This window comes from Roseococcus pinisoli (assembly GCF_018413645.1).
GTDB lineage: Bacteria > Pseudomonadota > Alphaproteobacteria > Acetobacterales > Acetobacteraceae > Roseococcus > Roseococcus pinisoli.
Genome location: NZ_JAHCDA010000002.1, coordinates 1,186,737 through 1,206,320, shown reverse-complemented (window position 1 = coordinate 1,206,320; position 19,584 = coordinate 1,186,737). Strand labels below are relative to the sequence as shown.

General features: G+C 71.0%; 19 protein-coding genes. 5 read left to right on the top strand and 14 right to left on the bottom strand.

Features of this window, described 5'->3' with window-relative positions:
• Window positions 1-51: 51 nt before the first annotated feature.
• Genes KHU32_RS14245 through gluQRS form a run of 4 tightly spaced genes read right to left on the bottom strand, consistent with a single transcriptional unit; the run spans window position 52 to window position 3,409 of the window.
• Window positions 52-447, bottom strand: coding sequence for a DUF3293 domain-containing protein (locus KHU32_RS14245; RefSeq protein WP_213670743.1), 396 nt, complete (start codon window positions 445-447; stop codon window positions 52-54).
• Complete coding sequence (locus KHU32_RS14240; RefSeq protein ID WP_213670742.1) at window positions 444-1,628, bottom strand: class I SAM-dependent rRNA methyltransferase; 1,185 nt, start codon at window positions 1,626-1,628, stop codon at window positions 444-446. Before KHU32_RS14240 ends, KHU32_RS14245 begins: the two co-directional genes overlap by 4 nt.
• Window positions 1,625-2,509, bottom strand: coding sequence for a DMT family transporter (locus KHU32_RS14235; RefSeq protein ID WP_213670741.1), 885 nt, complete (start codon window positions 2,507-2,509; stop codon window positions 1,625-1,627). Before KHU32_RS14235 ends, KHU32_RS14240 begins: the two co-directional genes overlap by 4 nt.
• A 33-nt stretch (window positions 2,510-2,542) precedes the next feature.
• Window positions 2,543-3,409: a tRNA glutamyl-Q(34) synthetase GluQRS gene (gene gluQRS, locus KHU32_RS14230; protein WP_213670920.1), complete on the bottom strand. Its 867-nt coding sequence runs from the start codon at window positions 3,407-3,409 to the stop codon at window positions 2,543-2,545.
• Window positions 3,410-3,613: 204 nt separating this feature from the next.
• Here gluQRS and KHU32_RS14225 point away from each other — a divergent pair, with 204 nt between their 5' ends.
• A complete protein-coding gene (locus tag KHU32_RS14225) occupies window positions 3,614-4,204 on the top strand; it encodes an HNH endonuclease (RefSeq protein ID WP_249681041.1) in 591 nt (196 codons plus the stop codon).
• Between the two features lie 34 nt (window positions 4,205-4,238).
• Here KHU32_RS14225 and KHU32_RS14220 read toward each other — a convergent pair whose 3' ends face one another.
• The 4 genes from KHU32_RS14220 to KHU32_RS14205 form a co-directional block, all read right to left on the bottom strand.
• Window positions 4,239-5,534 carry an MFS transporter gene (locus tag KHU32_RS14220; protein ID WP_213670739.1) on the bottom strand — a complete coding sequence of 432 codons (1,296 nt, stop codon included), beginning with the start codon at window positions 5,532-5,534 and terminating at the stop codon, window positions 4,239-4,241.
• A gap of 246 nt (window positions 5,535-5,780) precedes the next feature.
• The gene (locus tag KHU32_RS14215; protein ID WP_213670738.1) at window positions 5,781-6,560 is read right to left on the bottom strand and encodes a 3-hydroxybutyrate dehydrogenase; all 780 of its coding nucleotides are present in this window, start codon (window positions 6,558-6,560) and stop codon (window positions 5,781-5,783) included.
• 13 nt (window positions 6,561-6,573) lie between these two features.
• Window positions 6,574-7,314 (bottom strand): acetoacetate decarboxylase, encoded by a 741-nt coding sequence (locus tag KHU32_RS14210; protein WP_213670737.1) that lies wholly within the window; start codon window positions 7,312-7,314, stop codon window positions 6,574-6,576.
• 7 nt (window positions 7,315-7,321) lie between these two features.
• Window positions 7,322-8,491: a DUF3734 domain-containing protein gene (locus tag KHU32_RS14205; protein ID WP_213670736.1), complete on the bottom strand. Its 1,170-nt coding sequence runs from the start codon at window positions 8,489-8,491 to the stop codon at window positions 7,322-7,324.
• 225 nt (window positions 8,492-8,716) lie between these two features.
• On the opposite strand from KHU32_RS14205, the gene KHU32_RS14200 reads away from it, so the two are divergent.
• Window positions 8,717-9,778: an alcohol dehydrogenase gene (locus KHU32_RS14200; RefSeq protein ID WP_213670735.1), complete on the top strand. Its 1,062-nt coding sequence runs from the start codon at window positions 8,717-8,719 to the stop codon at window positions 9,776-9,778.
• 15 nt (window positions 9,779-9,793) lie between these two features.
• Here the strand turns inward: KHU32_RS14200 and KHU32_RS14195 are convergent, their stop codons facing one another.
• On the bottom strand, window positions 9,794-10,468 hold the full coding sequence (locus KHU32_RS14195) for a GntR family transcriptional regulator (RefSeq protein WP_213670734.1): 675 nt from the start codon (window positions 10,466-10,468) through the stop codon (window positions 9,794-9,796).
• Window positions 10,469-10,614: 146 nt separating this feature from the next.
• Here KHU32_RS14195 and KHU32_RS14190 point away from each other — a divergent pair, with 146 nt between their 5' ends.
• The 3 genes from KHU32_RS14190 (at window position 10,615) to KHU32_RS14180 (ending at window position 13,961) form a co-directional block, all read left to right on the top strand.
• Complete coding sequence (locus tag KHU32_RS14190) at window positions 10,615-11,871, top strand: CaiB/BaiF CoA transferase family protein (RefSeq protein ID WP_249681039.1); 1,257 nt, start codon at window positions 10,615-10,617, stop codon at window positions 11,869-11,871.
• 75 nt (window positions 11,872-11,946) lie between these two features.
• Window positions 11,947-12,906: a hydroxymethylglutaryl-CoA lyase gene (locus KHU32_RS14185; RefSeq protein ID WP_213670733.1), complete on the top strand. Its 960-nt coding sequence runs from the start codon at window positions 11,947-11,949 to the stop codon at window positions 12,904-12,906.
• A gap of 89 nt (window positions 12,907-12,995) precedes the next feature.
• Window positions 12,996-13,961, top strand: coding sequence for a Bug family tripartite tricarboxylate transporter substrate binding protein (locus KHU32_RS14180; RefSeq protein ID WP_213670732.1), 966 nt, complete (start codon window positions 12,996-12,998; stop codon window positions 13,959-13,961).
• On the opposite strand, the gene KHU32_RS14175 is transcribed toward KHU32_RS14180, so the two are convergent.
• The 5 genes from KHU32_RS14175 to KHU32_RS14155 form a co-directional block, all read right to left on the bottom strand.
• Complete coding sequence (locus KHU32_RS14175) at window positions 13,948-14,730, bottom strand: ABC transporter ATP-binding protein (RefSeq protein WP_213670731.1); 783 nt, start codon at window positions 14,728-14,730, stop codon at window positions 13,948-13,950. The genes KHU32_RS14180 and KHU32_RS14175 overlap by 14 nt on opposite strands.
• Window positions 14,727-15,701, bottom strand: a complete 975-nt coding sequence (locus KHU32_RS14170) for a FecCD family ABC transporter permease (RefSeq protein WP_213670730.1) — start codon at window positions 15,699-15,701, stop codon at window positions 14,727-14,729. The genes KHU32_RS14175 and KHU32_RS14170 overlap by 4 nt, the downstream gene beginning before the upstream one ends.
• Complete coding sequence (locus KHU32_RS14165) at window positions 15,698-16,405, bottom strand: ABC transporter substrate-binding protein (protein WP_249681216.1); 708 nt, start codon at window positions 16,403-16,405, stop codon at window positions 15,698-15,700. Before KHU32_RS14165 ends, KHU32_RS14170 begins: the two co-directional genes overlap by 4 nt.
• A gap of 77 nt (window positions 16,406-16,482) precedes the next feature.
• Entirely contained in the window at window positions 16,483-18,429 is a 1,947-nt protein-coding gene (locus KHU32_RS14160) for a TonB-dependent receptor plug domain-containing protein (protein WP_213670728.1), read from the bottom strand.
• Window positions 18,430-18,458: 29 nt separating this feature from the next.
• Window positions 18,459-19,454: a DUF6925 family protein gene (locus KHU32_RS14155; protein WP_213670727.1), complete on the bottom strand. Its 996-nt coding sequence runs from the start codon at window positions 19,452-19,454 to the stop codon at window positions 18,459-18,461.
• Between the last annotated feature and the right edge of the window lie 130 nt (window positions 19,455-19,584).

Genomic DNA, 19,584 nt, shown 5'->3' with positions numbered 1-19,584 from the left:
CTCAGAGGCCGCGGAGCCTTGCCGAAGGGGCGCCCGCCTGGTCGAGGTCCGTCAGCACCTGGCCCGGGATGGACGGTCTTCCCCATAGACCAGCCGCGCCGCCCGGCCGCGCGGGACGTGAACCACCGCCGCCTGCCGATGGCGGCGCATCAGCCGGAGGATCGTCGCGCCGTCTGCCACCGTCAGCAGCATCCGCTCGCTCCACGCGCCGAGCGCGCCGTCCCCTTCCTCGAAGACCCGCAGATTGCGCCGCAGCCGCGCATGCACGGCGTCGTTCCAGCGCCGCGGCATCTGCCGGCTGAACGGGTTCCAGGCGCCGATGAACCAGGCCTCGCGCGCGCCGTGCCGGGCCATCCAGGCCTCGGCCGAGGCGCTGCGCCGGCCCACCCGCACCACGACCTCCCCCGCACGATAGCGCGTGCGGCGATAGGCCTCGGCCCGGGTCATCCCAGCTGGAGGAGCTGCGCCTTCAGATAGGCGCTCTCGGGCAGGAGCGGATGCACCGGATGGTCCGGCCCCGCGCCGGTGGAGGCCAGCAGCCGCGCCTCGCGCCGCGCCCGCCACACGCCCTGGGCCACGGCCTCGGCGAATTCGGCCGGGGCGGCGTGGTGCGAGCAGGAGGCGATGAACAGGTATCCGCCCGGCGCCACCAGCTGCGCGCAAAGCCGCGCCAGCCGCTGATAGGCGCGCAGCGCCGCCGGGATGTCCTTGCGCGACTTGGCGAAGGCCGGCGGATCGGCCACCACCACGTCGAAGACCTTCCGGGCGCCGACCATGCGCTCCAGCGTCTCCAGCGCCTCGCCGCGCTGGGCCGTCACGCGGTCGCCGAGACCGTTCGACGCCGCCGAGGCCATGGCGAGGTCCAGCGCGGGCTGCGAGCGGTCCAGCAGCGTCACCTGCGCCGCCCCCGCCTTGGCCGCCAGCAGGCCGAAGCCGCCCGTGTGGCAGAAGGCGTCGAGCATGGTCGCGCCCTGGGCGATGCCGGCCACGCGCGCGCGGTTCTCACGCTGGTCGAAGAACCAGCCGGTCTTCTGGCCGGAAAGCAGGTCCACCTCGAAGGCGATGCCGCCTTCCTCGACGCGGGCGCGGGCCTCGGTGCCGTGCAGCAGGCCGGAATGGAGCTCCAGCCCCTCCAGCGCGCGGACCGAGGCGTCGTTGCGCGCGACGATGGCGCGGGGCGAGAGCAGCTCCTGCAGCGCGTCGACGATCAGCGGCGTCGCGGCCTCCATGCCGGCGGTATTGGCCTGCAGGGCGATGACGTCGTCGAAGCGGTCCACGATCAGGCCCGGCAGCCCGTCGGCTTCGGCATGGACGAGGCGGCAGAAGCGCGGGACGCCCAGGCGCTCGCGCAGCTTCAGCGCCTCGGATAGGCGGCGGCGGTACCAGTTGGCGCCGGGCACGACCTCGGGATTGCGGTCCAGCACGCGGCCGGCGATCAGGCTGTGCGGGTTGAAGTGCCAGACGCCGTGCTTCACGCCGTCATCGCCCTCGAGCCGCACGGGACTGCCGGGGGGCAGGGCGCGCAGCGCGGCGCTCATGGCGATCTCGTTCGAGAAAGTCCAGGGATGGCCCGCCTTCACGCGCCGGTCGCGGCCCGGCAGCAGCCGGAGGACGGGAAGCTCGCTCATGCGCGGCGCTCCGGCTGGCGGACGGCCAGGGCGACGGCGACGAGAACCCCGCCCAGCGCGCCGATTTCGAGCGCGCCCAGCGGCTCGCCCAGCAGGACGGCCGCGCCCACCACGCTCAGCACCGGCGCCAGGAGCGTGCCGAGCGCCGCGGTGGAGGCCGGCAGCCGCTCGAGCGCCCCGAACCAGGTGAAATAGGAAACCGCCATCGTGAAGACCACCATCCAGCCGAACCAGAACCATACCTGCGCGGTCACGCCGGCGACGTCGGCATGCTCCAGGAATGGCGCGAGCGCCAGCATGGGAAGCGCGCCGATCGCCATTTGCCAGGTCAGGGCGGCGACGGGCGGCAGCAGGAGGGGGCGCCGCTTGGACAGGACGGCGCCCAGCGCGAAGAGCACGGCCGAGGAGAGAATGAGCGCCATGCCCGGCAGCTTCTCGATGCCGATGGCCGCTCCCCGCCCCGCGAAGAGGGCAGCCACGCTGCCGAAGCCCAGCAGCAGGCCCGCCACGCGGGCGAGGCCCGGCTTCTCGCCGAGGAGGGGCCAGGCGAAGACGGCGGCCCAGATCGGCATCGTATAGGCGAGGATCGCGCCCTCGGAGGCGGAGAGCCACCGGAGCGCCAGGGTGCCGAAGGCCATCCAGGAGGTGACGTTCAGCAGCGCATAGAGCACGAGTCGCCCGCGCTGGGCCCGGGGCACGGCGAGCGGCACGCGCAGCGCCAGCGCGACGCCGAACAGGATCAGCGCCGCCGCGCCCGAGCCCCAGGCGCGCAGGGTCAGCGGCGGAAGGCCGGTCAGCAGGAACTTCAGCAGCGGCCAGGTGGTGCCCCAGTTGATGGCCGTCAGCATCATCAGGAGCAGACCGGTGGTTCTCGGCGTCACCGGGGGGAGGCTAACGGCGAAGTTCGCGCCCGCCTATGGGGCCAGCCCCGGGAAGGCCATCGCCCGCACTTCCTCCGGCGTCCGCCCTGCCTCGCGCAGCGCGCGCAGGGTGGGGGCATGGTCGCGCTTGGCGAGGCGTCGGCCGTCCGGCCCCAGGATCAGGGGGTGGTGCGCGTAGAGCGGCTCCGGCCAGCCCATCAGCGCCTGCAGGAGCCGCTGGATGTCGGTGGCCTCCAGCAGGTCCTCGCCGCGGGTCACCAGCGTCACGCCCTGCAGCGCGTCGTCATGCGTGACGCAGAGATGGTAGGAGACCGGCACATCCTTCCGCGCGAGCACGACGTCTCCCTGCGCCTCGGGCGCGCAGCTGCGGGGGCCGTGGATCAGGTCCGTGAAGGCGAGGGGCCCCGTCTCGGCCAGCGCGCGCGTGACGTCCAGGCGCAGCGCATAGGGCGCGCCGGCGGCGATCCGCGCCTCGGCCTCGGCGCGCGGCAGCCCGCGGCAGGTGCCGGGATAGAGGCGGGAGGACGGGCCGTGCTGGGCGGCGATCGCGGCGGCGATATCACCCCGCGTGCAGAAGCAGGGATAGAGCAGGCCGCGCGCCTCCAGCGCGTCCAGCACGCGGCGGTAGTCGGGCAGGTGGCCCGACTGCAGGCGCAGCGGCCCGTCGAAGCGCAGGCCGAGCCAGGCGAGATCCTCGACCAGCGCTTCCGTGTATTCCGGCCGGCAGCGCGTGGCGTCGATATCCTCGATCCTGAGGAGGCATCGCGTGCCGGCGCGCCGGGCGAACAAGGCGGAATGCGCGTGGCCGAGATGCAGCAGGCCGGTCGGCGAGGGCGCGAAGCGCGTGACGCTTCCTGCGGGGAAGGGGGCCGGGCCGGGTCCTGACGTTTCGGGCGCCATTCCCGCGCTCTCGCGCGAAACCGCCATCGCCGCAAGGGCCTGTGACGTGTCCATGAAAGCGCGGCCGGCCCGCAGATGGCGGCTTGCGGCCCCGGGGCAACGGTGCGATGCATGCATTGCAGTTGTTGGCGGCGCACCGATTCCGGGAAGCCTGTCCTCTCCCGGCGTTGTACCCTCCGCCTTCGCGGCCAGGAGGAGCATCGCTTGCCCGACGGCAGTATCATTCCTCAGATTTCCGGCCCGGGCGGCTTTCCCGCCCTGGTGCTGAACGCTGATTTTCGCCCCCTATCCTATTTCCCGCTCTCGGTCTGGTCCTGGCAGGACGCGGTCAAGGCGGTGGTCCTGGATCGGGTCTCCGTGCTGAGCGAATACGAGACGGAGGTGCGCTCGCCCTCCTTCGCGCTCCGGCTTCCCTCGGTCATCGCGCTGCGGGAATACATCCCCACCGCGCGGCGCCCGGCCTTCACGCGGTTCAACGTCTTCCTGCGCGACAGCTTCGAATGTCAGTACTGCGCTGAGGATCTCCCGGCGCAGGAGCTCACCTTCGACCACGTGATCCCGCGCAGCCGGGGCGGGCGGACGAGCTGGGAGAACGTCGTGGCCGCCTGCGGCCCCTGCAATCTCCGCAAGGCCGACAAGCTACCCCGCGAGTGCCAGATGGTGCCGCGCCAGGTACCGCGGCAGCCCACCAGCTGGGAACTGCAGGAGAACGGCCGGAGCTTCCCGCCGAACCACCTGCACGAGAGCTGGCGCGACTACCTCTACTGGGATTCCGAGCTCGAGGACGAAAGCTGAGGGGCCCTGGCCTGAAGGGCCGGGCCCCTCTTCCTCAGACCTCCTGCCGCGGCGTCGCGAAGATGCAGGCCAGCGTCACCGCGGCCGCCGCCAGCAGGTAGTAGCCGACATACTGGATGCCGTAGTGGGCCTGCAGCCAGGTCGCGATATAGGGCGCGAGCGAGGCGCCGAAGATGCTGGCCAGGTTGAAGGTGATCGACGAGCCGGTGTAGCGCACCCGCGTCGGGAAGGGGGCGGAGAGCGCCGCGCCGATCACGCCGTAATTCAGCCCGAAGAGCAGCATGCCGATCGTCGCGAAGGCGTAGATGCCGCCGATGCCCGCGGAGAGCAGCGGCCCCAGCGCGAAGGAGAAGAGCATCACCGCCAGGGTTCCCACGATCAGCAGCTCGCGCCGGCCGTAGCGGTCGCCGAGCTTGCCGGCCGCGATGGTGGAGATGCCGAAGAGCACCGAGGCGTAGATCTGCACCTTCAGGGCGTCCACGAAGGAGATGCCCATGACCTGCACGTTGTAGGACAGCATGTAGGCCGAGCAGATGTAGAAGAGCACGAAGGTCACCAGGGCCATGAAGGTGCCCAGGAACAGCCGGCGCTTATGCGAGCGGAACAGCTCCACGACGGGGACCGCCACGCGCTCCTGCCGGTCGATCGCGCGCTGGAATTCCGGCGTCTCGGTGATGGACAGCCGCACCCACAGGCCGATGGCGATCAGCAGGGTCGAGGCGACGAAGGGGATGCGCCAGCCCCAGCTCAGCAGCGCCTCCTGCGACATGAACTGCAGCAGCAGCCAGAACACGCAGGAGGAGAGGAAGAGCCCCAGCGGCGCGCCCAGCTGCGGGAACATGCCGTACCAGTTGCGCTTGCCCGGGGGCGCGTTCTCGGTGGCCAGCAGCACCGCGCCGCCCCATTCGCCGCCGAGGCCCAGGCCCTGCCCGAAACGGCAGAGCGCCAGCAGCACCGAGGCGGTGACGCCGATGTGATCATAGGTCGGCAGCAGGCCGATCACGACGGTCGAGATGCCCATGGTGAGCAGCGCCGCGACCAGCGTGGCCTTGCGGCCGACGCGGTCGCCGAAATGGCCGAAGACGACCGCGCCCAGGGGCCGGGCGAAGAAGGCGATGGAGAAGGTCGCGAAGGAGGCGAGCAGGGCCGTCGTCGGGTCGCTGCTGGGGAAGAAGAGGTGCGGGAAGATCAGCACGGCGGCCGTCGCATAGACGTAGAAGTCGAAGAATTCGATGGTCGTGCCGATGAGGCTCGCGAGGAGGACCTTCGCCGGGGAGTTCAGGACCCTCTGGGTCGGGGCGGCAGCGGAGGCCGGGGCGCGGTCGGTCATGCTCTTCAATCCGATGGGGAGCGATGCGAGGGGCCGCGCGCGTCGCCCCCGGGGCATCCGCCGCGCCCCTTCGGATCGCCTCCGGGTCAAGCTTCGATCCCCCAGATTGAGCCGATTTCGTTTCGATAGTTATTCACGCTTTGGCATGGGAGCCGCCCGTTCCGCGAAGATCGGGCCGGATTGGTCCGAATGACTGGCCCCCGCAGCCCCGTCCCGACCGGGCCGAAACGGGGCAGGTTGCGCTGGCTACTGCATGAACCAGCCGTGGCTGACCACGATCGACTGGCCGGTCAACGCATTGGTCGGGAAGCTCGCGAGGAAGAGCGCCGTCTGCGCCACGTCGTCGACCGTCGTGAACTCGCCGTCCACGGTGTCCTTGAGCATGACGTTCTTGATCACCTCTTCCTCCGAGATGCCGAGCTCCTTGGCCTGCTCGGGGATCTGCTTCTCGACGAGCGGCGTGCGCACGAAGCCAGGGCAGATCACATTGGCCCGCACCCCATGCTTCGCGCCCTCCTTGGCGACGACCTTGGCCAGGCCCACCAGCCCGTGCTTCGCCGTGACATAGGGCGCCTTGAGGACGGAGGCCTCCTTGGAATGCACCGAGCCCATGTAGATCACGCTGCCGCCGCCCGGGCGGCTGTACATGTGCTTCAGCACGGCGCGGGTGGTGAGGAAGGCGCCGTCGAGGTGGATGGAGAGCAGCAGCTTCCACTTGTCGAAGGGGAACTGGTCGAGCGGCGCCACGATCTGGATGCCGGCATTGCTCACCAGCGTGTCGATGCGGCCGAAATGCGCCAGGGCCTCGGCAATACCCTTCTCGACCTGCTCCTCGCTCGTCACGTCCATGGCGACGCCCAGCGCCTTGTCGGGCCCGCCCAGCTCCAGCGCGGTGGCGTCCGCCGCCGCCTTGTTGAGATCGGCGATGACGACCTTGCCGCCCTCGCGGACGAAGACGGTGGCAATGTCCTTGCCGATGCCGCTCGCGGCGCCGGTGACGACGGCGACCTTGTTCTGCATGCGCATGTGGGGATGTCCTTTACGGGGAGAGGTAGTCATGCACGACCTTGCCGAGCCCGAGCGTGAGGTCGGCGATGAGGTGCGTGGCGGAAAGCACTTCGAGCACCGGCAGCTCGGCGACGGGCGCCAGGGCGTGCGGCATGAGCGACAACGCGCCGGGGCCCGTCCAGCATCCTTTCAGATTGATGTCTTCGAGGTGATATTCGACCAGCTCGCAGATATGCGGGGTGCCATCGACGCGCGGGATGATCTTCAGCAGGAAGCCCGGCTCCTGCAGCGAGGCCAGGACCGCCGCGGAATCCGCTGCCCTGTGCTTGTAGCCCATGGTGGCGGTCGAGACGCGGATGGGCCCGTAGTCCAGCGTCCCCACCAGCGTGTCCACCTCCGTCCGCAGGCAGGGGTTGCCGAGCTTCTTGGGAAAGCCCCAGAGCTCGCGCCCGCCCACGATCGGTCCCTCGTCGTTGAGGAACATGCAGTGGGTGTAGCCGCCGCGCTGCCCCTCGAAGGAGACGGGGATCACCTGGCCGGTCTCGGTATAGTCGCCGAAGCCGGTCGAGTTCGGCATGCGGATGAATTCGTACTTCACCACCGGCTGCTCGATCTTCAGCGGCTCGGGCACCAGGGCCCGGAGCTTCTCCGGGTCCGTGCGGTAGGTGATGATGAGGTACTCCCGATCGACGAAGCGATAGGGGCCGGGCGGAAAGGCGGGGTTGGTCAGCGGCATCGCGAAGGCGCGGCTTCGCACGTCGTCCTCGTTCATCGCAGGCTTACTCCTTGCTGGGATGGTCGTCGTCCGACGCCTTGAAGTCGAAGGTGCGGAAGCTCTCTTCCGGCGTCTTGGGTCGCTTGAAGATCTCCGGGTGGCGCAGCGCGCGATGCGCATCCGCGCGCCCGGCGCGCCAATGCTCGAGCATGCTGCGGCGGGAGAAGTTGTAGTCCTTCGAATTCAGCTCGTAGGGCGCGGTGCGGTAGATCAGGTGGACCACGTTGTAGTCCTTCGGATCGGCGAATTCCGCGAGGAGCTTCGCCTCCTCCCTGGCCAGGACGCTCTCGGGGGCGTCCTTCAGCAGCGTCGCGATGGCGGAGCGCACCTGCTGCAGCCGCTGGAGCTGGTCGGTGATGGCGCGGGTGCGGCTGGAATACTGGATTTCCTTCTGCCGCACGGCCACGCCGTTCATGTCCTTCGGCACCTCCCCGCGCGCGCTCCAGAGGTCCACCTGGAAGGCCAGCGTGTCGCGGCAGGTGGCGTTGTCGAAGACCCATTGCAGCGGCGTGTTGGAGACCAGGCCGCCATCCCAGTAGCACTCGCCGTCGATCTCGACCGGCGGGAAGCCCGGCGGCAGCGCGCCGCTGGCCATGACGTGCTCGGGCCGGATCCGGGGCTGGTAGGAGTCGGTGTCGAAATAGGTGAAGTTGCCGCTGCGCACATCCACCGCGCCGACGCTGAAGCGCATGTGCCTCGCATTGAGGAAGTCGAAGTCGATGTATTCCTCGAGCGTCGCGCGGAGCGGGGCCGTGTCGTAGAAGCTGATGGCGTCGGTCGGGAAGCCGAGGACCGAGAGGCGCGGCTTGAAGAAGCCCGGCACGCCCGCGACCATCGCCTCGAAGGCGCCGAAGCGGTTCAGCATGCCGTGCGAGACGTCATCCACCTCCCGCCCGTTGAGGAGGTAGCCGAACATCCGGCCGAGCGTGGGCGTGGTGATCTGCTCCCAGAAGCCCCGGAGCTTCGCCAGGCGCGCCTCGCGGGGATTGCCGGCGATGATCGCGGCATTGATCGCCCCGATGGAGATGCCGGCCACCCAGTCGGGCTCGATGCCCGCTTCCAGCAGCGCCTCGTAGACGCCGGCCTGATAGGCCCCCAGCGCGCCGCCGCCCTGCAGAAGCAGGGCGACGCTTTCGAAAGCATGGGTGATCGGCTTCGAAGGCGGCTTTGACATGGGCAGGAGACCTTTCAGCTGCGTCACGGCCCGGGCGGGGTCCTGGCGGCCTGCAGCTGCCCCCCGATAACCTTGGAGTAGCGTATCGAGTTGAAGGCGCGGGAAGGAATTTTTGTTGCGCCGCACATGGCCCCGATCATGCCGCGGCTGGCCAAACCAGCGATTGACCCAGGGGGCGGGTTGGCGGTCCCATGCGGGAAGAAGATCAAGGAAGGAGGAGCCGTCATGCGAGCCTGGGCCATCACGGAGCTGGGAAAGCCGCTCCAGGAAATCGAGCTGCCGACCCCCGAGCCCGAGGGCGACGAGGTGCTGCTGGAGGTCACGCATGCCGGCGTCTGCCACTCCGACCTGCATATCTGGGAAGGCGGCTACGACCTCGGTTCGCGCGGGCGGCTGAGCATGGCCGATCGCGGCATGAAGCTGCCGCTGGCGCTCGGCCATGAGATCGTCGGCCGGGTCGTGAAATGGGGCGCGGGTGCCCAGGGAAGGGGGCTGGAGAAGGGGCAGGTGCGCCTCGTCTATCCCTGGGTCGGCTGCGGCGCCTGTCCCCGCTGCCGGCGCGACGAGGAGAACCTCTGCACCGCCAAGGCGCGCGCGCTCGGCGTCTACCAGAACGGCGGCTACGCCACGCATGTCCTGGCCTCGCACTGGAAGCACCTGATCCCGATCGAGGGCATCGACCCGTCCCTGGCCGCGACCTACGCCTGCTCGGGCGTCACGGTCTATTCGGCGATCAACAAGGTGATGCCGATGGAGCCGGACGAGTTCATCGTCATCGTCGGCGCGGGCGGGCTGGGGCTCAACGCCATCGCCATCCTGAAGGCGCTGGGGCACCGGGCCATCTGCGTCGTGGATATCGACGAGGCCAAGCTGGCCGCCGCGCGGGAACAGGGCGCGACCGAGACCGTGCTCGCGGGCAAGGAGACGGCCAAGGGCATCGTGGAAGCCTGCGGCGGGCCGGTGATGGCGATCATCGACCTGGTGAACGGCTCGCAATCCGCGCTCAGTGCCTTCGATGCACTGGGGCGTGGCGGCAAGCTGGTGCAGGTCGGCCTCTTCGGGGGCGAGCTGAACCTGCCCCTGCCGCTGATGGCCATCCGCGCGCTGACCATCCAGGGCAGCTACGTGGGCAACCTCAAGGAGCTCCGGGCGCTGATCGAGATCGCGAAGAAGGGGAAGATCCCCGGCATCCCCATCACCCACGAGAAGTTCGAGAATGCCGATGCCGCGCTGAACCGCCTCCGGGACGGCAAGGTGACCGGGCGGACGATCCTGGTCGCCGCCTGAGGCCGGCCTGCCGCCTCAGCCCGTTCCGCTGAGGCGGGCGGGCGTGGCGGCGGGATCTTCCGTGGGCAGGTTCACGGCCGATTCCACAATATGCGAGCGGATCTCGGCCGTCAGCGCCGCGGCGTCGCGGCGTTCCAGCGCGGCCAGGATCCGCCGGTGGCCGGCCGCGCTTTCCTGCAGCGCGGCGAAGGAGGGCCAGAGGCCGGGCGGCCAGAGGCGCGCGCGGTCCCGTGCCTCGATGATCATCTCGGCCAGGATGCGGTTGGGCGTCCAGGTATAGAGCGTGTCGTGGAAGGCGAGGTTGGTGCGGCTCCAATCGGCATGCGAGCCCCGGACCGCCGCCTCCTCGAACTCCGCCGCCAGCTCGGAGAGCTTCTGCAGCGCCGCGGCGTCCAGATGCGGCATGGCGGCCAGCGCCGCCTCCACCTCCAGCAAAGCGCGGACGGCCAGCAGGTCCCCCAGCCGCACGCGGTCGGTGATGGCCACGCGGAAGCCGCGGTTGGGCACATGCTCGACGATGCCGCGCAGCACCAGCTCCGACAGCGCGGTGCGGACCTCGAAGCGGTTGGCCTCAAGCCGGCGCTCGAGGTCGATCTGCCGCAGCCACTCGCCCTCGCGATAGCCGCCGCCGCGCAGGATGACGGCGATCTCCAGGCTCAGCTGGCGTTTGGGGCGGGGGGAAGGCGGCATGCGTGTCCTGGAGAAGGGCTTGTGAGGGGCTGGGGAGCCTTCTACAACATTCGCCAGGATTGGCGCCAATTTCCTTGCGCCGCGAAGATCATGGGTCCGGCCGCCCGATCCACGCTGCCGCGGCCGACGGATGGAGGACGGGGCTCTTGGACGATGCGACGCGCGACGGCCCGCAGGAAATGGCCGGGGAGGGCGCGAAGCCGCTGCCGCTGGCCGGCATCCGCGTGCTGGAATTCTGCCATGTGATCATGGGCCCCTCCTGCGGCCTGGTGCTGGCCGACCTCGGCGCGGAGGTCATCAAGATCGAGCCGGTGGAGGGCGACCGCACGCGGCGCCTGGCGGGCTTCGCCAGCGGCTTCTTCGCTACCTTCAACCGCAACAAGCGCTGCCTTGCCATCGATCTGAAGGCGCCCGAGGGGCGGGCCGTGATCGAGCGCCTGCTGGCCGATACCGACGTGGTGATCGAAAACTTCGCCCCCGGCACGATGGAGCGGCTGGGCTTCGGCTACGAGGCTCTGGCCGAGAAGCATCCCGGCCTCATCTACTGCGCCCTGAAGGGCTTTCTCTCCGGGCCCTACGAGAACCGCCCCGCGCTGGACGAGGTGGTCCAGTACATGTCGGGCCTCGCCTATATGACCGGGCCGGCGGGGCGGCCGCTGCGCGCCGGCGCCTCGGTCTGCGATATCCTGGGCGGCGTGCTCGGCGTCGTCGGCATCCTGGCCGCCCTGCAGGAGCGCGGGCGGACCGGGCGCGGCCAGATGGTGAAGTCGGCGCTCTTCGAGGCCGCCTGTTTCCTGATGACCTCCCACATGACGGGCGAGGCCATCACCGGCCGGGCCATGCCGCCCATGCCCGAGCGCCACGGCGCCTGGGGCATCTACGACACCTTCCCGACGGCGGACGGGCAGCTCTTCTTCCTCGGCATTACCAGCGACCAGCACTGGCGCCGCTTCTGCACGCTCTTCGAGCGGCCGGACCTGCTGGCGGATGAGGCGCTCAACACCAACGAGAAGCGCGTGGCCGCGCGCCCGCGCCTGCTGCCCATCGTGGCCGAGGCGGTGGCGCGGCACAGCGAGGCCGAGATGGTGGAGATGTGTGAGCGCGCGGGCCTGCCCTTTGCGCCCACGGCCAAGCCCGGCGACCTGCCGACCGACCCGCAGCTCAATGCCCATGACCGCATGCTGGAGATCGCGCTGCCCAATGGCGGCCATGCGCGCCTGCCGCGCCTGCCGCTGGAGATGGGCACGCACGACACCGGCCTGCGCCGCCAGCCCGGCCGCATCGGCGAGGACACGCTGGCCATCCTGGCCGAGCTCGGCATCCCCGAGGAGGAGAGCGCGGCGCTGGTCGAGCGCGGCGTCGTCGGCGGGCCTGCCGCGGAGAAAAGCGATGCCGCGGCCTGATTCCCGAACAGAGACATCCGGCTGCGCGGCGGCCGGGGCTGCCCGGAATCCGAGGGCACAGAAAGGAAACGTGGCATGAGCGACCTCCCGAAATCGATCGACATCCATGAGGAAGGCCCGCGCGAGGGCTTCCAGATCGAGCCGGGCCCGATCCCGACGGCCGAGAAGATCCGGCTGATCGAGGCGCTGGCCGAGACCGGCCTGCACCACATCCAGGTCTGCTCCTTCGTCAATCCGCGCGTCGTGCCCGGCTGGGCAGATGCGGCGGAGGTCGTCGCCGGCTTCAAGGCGCGGCCGGACGTGCACTACACGGCGCTCTGGTTCAACGGGAACGGCCTCGAGCGCGCGCTGGCCTTCCGCGACAAGCTGCACATCACGGGCAGCATCTCGCTGACCGCCTCCGAGGCCTTCACGCGCAAGAACCTCAACCGCAGCCATGCCGAGAACCTCGAGGCGATGCGCAAGCAGACGGCGCTGCACCTCTCGCATGGCGTGGCGGTCGAGCGCATCGGCGTGATGGCGGCCTTCGGCTGCAACTACCAGGGCGACATCTCGGCCGAGCAGGTGGTCGCCACGCTGGAGGACGGCTTCGCGATCGCGAAGGAATACGGCGCCGAGATCAAGCGCATCTCGCTGGCGGACACGATGGGCTGGGCCGCGCCGCACCGCATCGAGCGCGTGGTGGGCGAGGTGCGCAGCCGCTGGCCGGACCAGAAGATCGGCCTGCACCTGCACGACACGCGCGGCCTCGCGGTCGCCAATGCGCATGCCGGGCTGAAGATGGGCGTGGCGCAGTTCGACAGCACAGTGGGCGGCCTCGGCGGCTGCCCCTTCGCCGGTCAGAAGGGCGCGGCGGGGAACATCTGCACGGAGGAGCTGGTGCTGCTCTGCCAGGAGATGGGCATCGAGACGGGCGTGGACCTGGACCGGCTCATCGAGGTCGGTCGCATGGCCGAGGCCATCGTGGACCACGTGCTGCCGAGCGAGCTGATCCATGCCGGCAGCCTCGACTTCTTCCGCAAGCACGCCGCCTGACGAAGTGAACGAAGGGCCAGGAAACCAGGTTTCCTGGCGGGGGTGAGGGGGCAACGCCCCCCTCGCATCCCAGGGAGGAAAAGAAAATAATGAACATCGACCGTCGTCCGCTTCTGGCCGGACTTCTGGCCACGCCTTTCGTCGCCCGGGCGCAGGGTTTTCCCACGCGTCCCATCCAGCTCATCGTCAGCGGCCCGGCGGGCGGCACCACCGACTACACCGCGCGGCTGATCGCGCTCCCGCTTTCCGAGCGCCTTGGGGTGCCGGTGGTGGTCGAGAACCGGCCCGGCGGCAACGGCACCGTCGCGGTGATGCCCGTGGTGCGCGGCCGGCCGGACGGCCACACGCTGCTTCTGGCCTATTGCGCGAACCTCACCGGGCGCCCCGCCATCGAACCCAATATCGGCTACGATCCGCGCCGGGACCTGGCGCCCGTCGCGCTCCTCGTCGAGGCGCCGCAGGTGATGATGGTCCATCCCTCGGTCCCCGCGAACACGCTGGCCGAGTTCATCGACTACGCGAAGCAGCGGCCGGGCGTGCTGAACTATGCGAGCTCGGGCAGCGGCTCGATGCAGCATCTGGGCACGGAGCTGCTGAAGAACCGCACGGGGATCGACATCGTCCACGTGCCCTATCGCGGCACGGGCGAGACGATGAACGACGTGCTGGCTGGCCGCATCCAGTTCTACATGACGACGCCCCCGCCCGCGCTGCCCTTCGTGAGGGAGGGCAAGCTGAAGGCGCTCGCCATGGCTTCGACCGAGCGGCATCCGGCGATGCCGGAAGTGCCGACGGTCGCGGAGGCGGGGCTTACGAATTTCTCGGCCGAGGCCTGGTTCTCGCTCATGAGCACGGCCGGGACGCCCGCGCCGGTGGTGGAGCGGCTGACGCGGGAATGCGCGGAGGTCCTGCGTGACGAAGCGGTGAAGCAGCGCGTGATCCAGGCCGGTGCCTTCGCGCGCTACGAGGACCCGCAGGTGCTTGCGGGCCGCATCGACCGTGAGCTGGTGAACTGGGCGCGGCTGGTGCGGGACCAGCGCCTCAGCGCGGACTGAGCTCCGGGCCGCGCGGCAGCGGCACGGCGAAGGGCTGCCCGTCCGGCCCCGTGGCCAGGTGCAGCTGCACCTGGAAGGCCTCGGCGGCCCGGGCGAGGACCTCCCAGGGCAGGCCGTCCGCGGCGATGGTGCCGGCCGCCACCAGGACGAGCCGGTCGCAGAAGCGGAGCGCCAGGTTCAGGTCGTGCACCACGAGCGCGACCCCCGCGCCGTCTCGGTGGGCGAGCGCCCGCAGCGTGGCCATGACCTCGAGCGCCGCGCCGGGATCGAGGCCCGCCGTTGGCTCGTCGGCCAGAATGGCTTCCGGCTCGCCGGCGATGACGCGGGCCAGCAGCGCGCGCCGCCTTTCGCCGCCGGAGAGCGTCGTCACCTCCCGTTCCGCCAGCCCCTCCAACCCCATCGAAGCGAGGGCCGAGGCCACCGCGCCGTTGGCATCCGCCCCGCCCCAGGGCAGGCGGCCGAGGGCGACGAGGTCGTGCAGGCGCAGCGGCCAGGCGATGCCGTCGCCCTGCGGCAGGTAGCCGCGACGGCGGGCCAGCACGGCCGGCGCGAGGCGGCCGAGGGGCGTTCCCGCCAGCTGGACCTGCCCTGAAAGGGGGGCGGGCGGCAGCCCCGTCATCGCTCGCAGCAGGGTGGATTTGCCGGCCCCGTTCGGCCCGACGATCCCCAGCACCTCGCCCGCGTGGAGCGTGGCGCTGGCGTCGTGCAGGAGGGTGGCGCCACCGATGCGGACCGTCAGCCCGCTCGCTTCCAGGAGGGGCGGCGTCACGGCCGGCCCCGCAGCGACCAGAGCAGGCGGAGCAGGAAGGGCGCGCCGAGCAGCGCCGTCACCACGCCCAGCTTCAGCTCTGGCCCTCGTGGCGGAAGTGCCCGCACCAACGTGTCCGCCGCCAGCAGCATGAGGGCGCCGCCCGCGGCCGAAGGCAGCAGCAGGGCGCCGGGCCGGGCGCGCACGAAGGGGCGCAGCAGATGCGGCACGATGAGCCCGACGAAGCCGATGGCCCCCGAGACCGACACCGCCGCGCCCACCGCCGCCGCGGCCCCCAGCATCACAGTGAGCCGCAGGCGCACGAGCGCGATGCCGAGGCTGGCGGCCGCCTCCTCGCCCAGGGACAGTGCGTCCAGCCCGCGCCGCGTCGTGAGCAGCAGCGCCGCTCCGCCCAGGATGAAGGGCGCGGCCAGCCAGACATGCTGCATGGAGCGATCCGCGAGCGAGCCCAGCAGCCAGAAGACGATCTCCAGCGCCGCATAGGGGCTGGGCGCGAAGTTGAGCGCGAGCGCGGTCAGCGCCCCGGCCAGGCTGCTCACCGCGACGCCGGCCAGGATCAGCCCGAGCGTGCCGAGCCGCGCGGCCAGCAGCGCGATGGGCAGCACCGCGATCATCGCGCCGGTCAGGGCCGCGAGCGGCAGGGCCAGCGGTGCGAGCAGCGAGAGGCCCGAATAGAGCGCCGCCACCGCCCCCAGCGCCGCGCCGGAGGAGACGCCGAGCAATCCCGCCTCGGCCAGCGGATTGCGGGTCAGCCCCTGCAGCGCCGCCCCGGTGATGCCGAGCGCGGCGCCCACCAGCAGCGCCAGCAGCACGCGCGGCAGGCGCAGCTCCAGCAGCAGCAGCTTCAGCAGCGGCGGGTCGCCGAAGGCCAGGGCATTCCAGGCCTCCGCAGGCGTGGTCCAGACCACGCCGACGAGCAGGGAGAGCGCGGCCAGCAGGGCGGCGGCGCCGGTCAGGACTAGCGTGATCACGGCGAGGGCAGGGCGGCGAGCAGGGCGACGGCCTCCGGATTGCCTGGCCCCGCGCAGATCCAGAGCGATCCCGGCAGCACCGAGGGCGGGCGCAGGGTCGCATGGCGGAGTGCGGGGTGCTGGAGCCAGAGCGTGGCTTCCGCCGGCGGCGCGTCGCCGTCCAGCGCGGTGACGATGGCGTCGGGGCGCTCGCGCAGGAGCATCTCGAGATCGAGCCGGGTGCGGCCGGGGGCGGAGAGGCTCTCATGCCCGGCAGCGGCGACCAGGCTCTCCAGCAGCGTGCCGCGGCCGGCGGCCGAACCGCCCGGGCGCAGCACCGCGACGCGCAGCGGATGCGGCGCGGGGGCGGGAAGGGCCTCGATCCGGGCCGCGAAGCGCTCGCCGGCCTCGGGGGCGCCCAGCAGCGTACCAAGGCGGCGCGCCTGGGCTGCGACTTCCTCGAGCGTCGAGGGCACGTCCAACTCCTCGACGGCGATGCCGGCCTGGCGCAGCAGGCGCACGGTCGCGCGCGTGGTGTAGCTGCCGGCCAGGATGAGGTCGGGCTGCAGCCGTAGCAGCTCCTCCGTCCGGCCGTGATTGACCGGCACGGCCGCGGCGCGCACCGCGTGGAAGGACATCCGCGGATCGCGCGCGAGCCAGGTGACGGCGGCGATCCGCTCGGGTGCCGCGAATTCCAGCACCCATTGGTCCGAGCACAGGTTCATCGACACGATGCGTTGCGGCGGCCCGGCAAGTGCCGGCGCCGCCGCGAGAAGGCCCATAGCGAGGAGGAGGCCGCGGATCAAAAACTGACCCGCACGCCGCCATAGGCGGCCCGGCCCGGCGGCTGGAAGCCGTAGACCTCCTGGTAGCGCTGGTTGAAGGCGTTCTCGATCCGCCCGACGACCTCGACCTGCGGCATGATCCGGTAGGAGACGGCGATCCGCGCCAGGGTATAGGGCGACAGCGTGCGGCGCCCGCCGCCGGTCCCGAAGAAGCTGTCCTGCATGGTGCCGTTATACACCAGTCCGAAGTTGATCCGCGCCTGTTCGACGGGCCGCAGCGTCACGTTGAGCGAGGCGGCGTTGCGTGGGCGGCGCACCAGCTGCAGCCCGTTCTGCGACGGCGTGACCGAGGAGACGATGCTGCTGTCGGTCAGCGTGTAGCTGGCCGAGATGGTGGCCCAGGAGGTGGGCTCCACGCGTGCCGTCAGCTCCATGCCCTGCGCCTCGTTCACGCCGATATTGTTGAGGCGGAAGGGGAAGTTGCCGGTGTCGAAGGCGATGAAATCCTCGACCCGGTTGTGGAAGTAGGTGGCGCCCAGGATGACGCGGCGGTTGAGGAATTCCTGGTCCACGCCCAGCTCCCAGCCCCGCGTGCGCTCCGGGCGCAGGTTCGGGTTGGGGATGAAGGAGGCGGAGGGCACGAAGTACATCTCGCCGAAGGAGGGCGGCGCGAAGCCCGTGCCGTAGGAGCCGCGGAACTTCGTGCCCCAGGCGGGGATCCGGTAGGCGGCGGTGAAGCGATAGGTGGTGGCGCCGCCGAAGAAGTCGTTCTCGTCGTGGCGGACGCCGCCGGTCAGCGACAGCCGGTCGAAGAGGTCGATCTGCTGCTGGGCCCAGAAGCCGGTGTTCTGCACGTCGGGCGCCACGAAGCGCTGCAGTGTCCCGAAGAGCAGCTGGCGGTTGGTCTCGCGCTGCCAGTCGAAGCCGATCGTCGTTACGGCATTGGGGAAGAGGCGGATATTCGCCTGGTACTCGGTGCGCAGGCGGTCGGTGTTGGTGCGGCTCTGCAGGCGGTTGGCCAGCCGGCTCTCGCGCTCGAAGGCGCCGCCCGAGAGGGTGAGGATGTTCTCCAGCCGCCCGTCGAAAAGGTTCAGCGTGGCGGTGCCGCGGCCCACGGTGCTGCTGGCGCGGTAGTTGTCGAGCGTGTCGATGGCGAGGCCGGTGACGTAGCTCTGGCCGTCCGTGTCGCCGCGGCTGCCGGTGTGGCGGAAGGTACCGTCGATGCGGAGGTTGTCGGTGACGCGCACGCCGGCGCGGGCACCCACGGTGTAGTTGCGGTAGCCGTCATCCTCGCGCCCGCCCGGCGCGGTCACGGTGCCGGCGGTGGCGAAGCGGCCGCCATAGAGGTTGTAGTCGTAGCGCTCGCCCCCACCGGAGACGCTGCCGCGCAGGTTCGTCGTGCCGAAGCTGCCGCCCTCGATGGAGGCGTTGACGCGCGGGCGCCCGGCCTCGCCGCGGCGGGTCGTGATGCTGATCACGCCGCCGGCGGCCTCGGCGCCGTAGACCATGGATTGCGGGCCGCGAATGACCTCGATGCGCTCGATCTCATTCGTCGTGAGCTGGCTCATGTCGAATTCGTTGTTGTTCGGCTCGTTCATCTTCACGCCGTCGAGCAGGACCAGCGTGTGGTTGCCCTCGCCGCCGCGGATGCGCACCTGGCCGAGCCCGCCGCGCGGCCCGGTCTGGCTGACGGCCAGGCCCGGCACCTCGCGCAGCGCGTCGATGACCTGGATGATCTGCCGCTCGCGCAGCTCCTCGCCGGTGATGATCGTGACCGAGCTGCCGACATGCGACAGCGGAACCGGCGTGCGCGTCTCGATGACGGTGAGCTCGGGCAGCGGCACGGAGGTGGAGGCGGCGCGCGCGGCCGGCGCGGTATCGGCCTGGCGGTCGAGGGCGGTCTGCGCCGCCGCGACCTGGGTGGTGCCGAGCAGGAGGGCGAGCGCGTAGCGGGCGTGAGGCAAGGTTCGGGGCTTCCGGTTCGTCGTGAAGGTCATTCCGCGTCGCTCGGGACGCGGTCGAAGGCGGCCTGCCATTCGGCGAGGCGGGGAAGGCGGGGCTCGGTCCAGCCGAGCTGGCGAAGGGCGGCGCGCGCGGCCGCCCGCGCGTGGCGGTCCTCGGCCTCGCGATAATCGGCCGGGGCCTCCCCGGCGCGGACCGCGCGCAGCAGGCGTTGCTTCTCGGCGGCGATGGCGGGGAGGCCGAAGCGCGCGAGGAGGTCCTGGAAGGCGGCATGCCGTGCCGGCTCGAAGGCGATGCGTCCGCCCAGCTGGTCGTGCAGCGGATGGGCCGGGAACATGTCCAGCAGGGACACCCAGCCCTCGGGCACGGGTCGAGTGGCCGCATGCGCGCGGCCGGAGCGGAGCACCTGCGGCAGGAGATGCGTGTGCGGCCCTTCGGGCGAGGTGCCGTCCGGCGGCGGGATCGGCTGGAACACCTCCACGCGCGCAAACTTCGTGACGAAGACCCGGTGGGGCGAGGCGCCGACCACCGCCGCCCCGGCCGGATTACCCGGCTCCAGCAGGCCGCGGCCCACGCCCTTCCGCAGCAGGGCGATCAGTTCCGGATCGGCGGTGCGGACGCAGGCGCGCAGATGCGGAAAGCCCACGCCGAGGTCGAAGAGAATGGCGTCGCGGTCCTGCGGGCGTAGCGCGGCGGCATCCGGGCCGAGCTCCGTGACGACGGAGGCGCCGCCGATATCGGCCTCCTGCAGGGGCAGGCAGAGGCTGGTGCCCTGCTGCCAGGAATCGACCCGCCGGCTGAGCTGCTCGAAGGCGATCAGCCGGGCGCCGGGCCCGGCCTGCACGCGCACGCCGCCGCGGGCGGTGACGACGCCGTGGCCGCCATCGAGGTCTGCCTCCGCCGTCGCCTCGCCGAGGTCGCGGGTGAATTCAGCGACGGCGCCGAGCACGCCGAGCGCCCAGCCCGCATGCGGGTCGCGCAACGCGCGATCGAGGGCCGTTGCGGCCGTGTCGGTGTCATTTTCCACGGGGGATTCTCGCGCATGACGAGGCCGGCCGCCGCGAAGGGGCCGTGCATCGCGATCGGGGGACGGCCTGGGCCGCCCCTTGGATCAGGGAGTTGTCGGGAGGGTTCGCAGGCCGGGGCGAAGCCGGCCG

Coding starts and splice junctions, on each gene's coding strand:
- KHU32_RS14245 (WP_213670743.1), bottom strand. CDS start 447: ATGACCCGGGCCGAGGCCTATCGCCGCACGCGCTATCGTGCGGGGGAG.
- KHU32_RS14240 (WP_213670742.1), bottom strand. CDS start 1,628: ATGAGCGAGCTTCCCGTCCTCCGGCTGCTGCCGGGCCGCGACCGGCGC.
- gluQRS (WP_213670920.1), bottom strand. CDS start 3,409: ATGGCGCCCGAAACGTCAGGACCCGGCCCGGCCCCCTTCCCCGCAGGA.
- KHU32_RS14220 (WP_213670739.1), bottom strand. CDS start 5,534: ATGACCGACCGCGCCCCGGCCTCCGCTGCCGCCCCGACCCAGAGGGTC.
- KHU32_RS14215 (WP_213670738.1), bottom strand. CDS start 6,560: ATGCGCATGCAGAACAAGGTCGCCGTCGTCACCGGCGCCGCGAGCGGC.
- KHU32_RS14210 (WP_213670737.1), bottom strand. CDS start 7,314: ATGAACGAGGACGACGTGCGAAGCCGCGCCTTCGCGATGCCGCTGACC.
- KHU32_RS14205 (WP_213670736.1), bottom strand. CDS start 8,491: ATGTCAAAGCCGCCTTCGAAGCCGATCACCCATGCTTTCGAAAGCGTC.
- KHU32_RS14200 (WP_213670735.1), top strand. CDS start 8,717: ATGCGAGCCTGGGCCATCACGGAGCTGGGAAAGCCGCTCCAGGAAATC.
- KHU32_RS14195 (WP_213670734.1), bottom strand. CDS start 10,468: ATGCCGCCTTCCCCCCGCCCCAAACGCCAGCTGAGCCTGGAGATCGCC.
- KHU32_RS14185 (WP_213670733.1), top strand. CDS start 11,947: ATGAGCGACCTCCCGAAATCGATCGACATCCATGAGGAAGGCCCGCGC.
- KHU32_RS14180 (WP_213670732.1), top strand. CDS start 12,996: ATGAACATCGACCGTCGTCCGCTTCTGGCCGGACTTCTGGCCACGCCT.
- KHU32_RS14165 (WP_249681216.1), bottom strand. CDS start 16,405: ATGAACCTGTGCTCGGACCAATGGGTGCTGGAATTCGCGGCACCCGAG.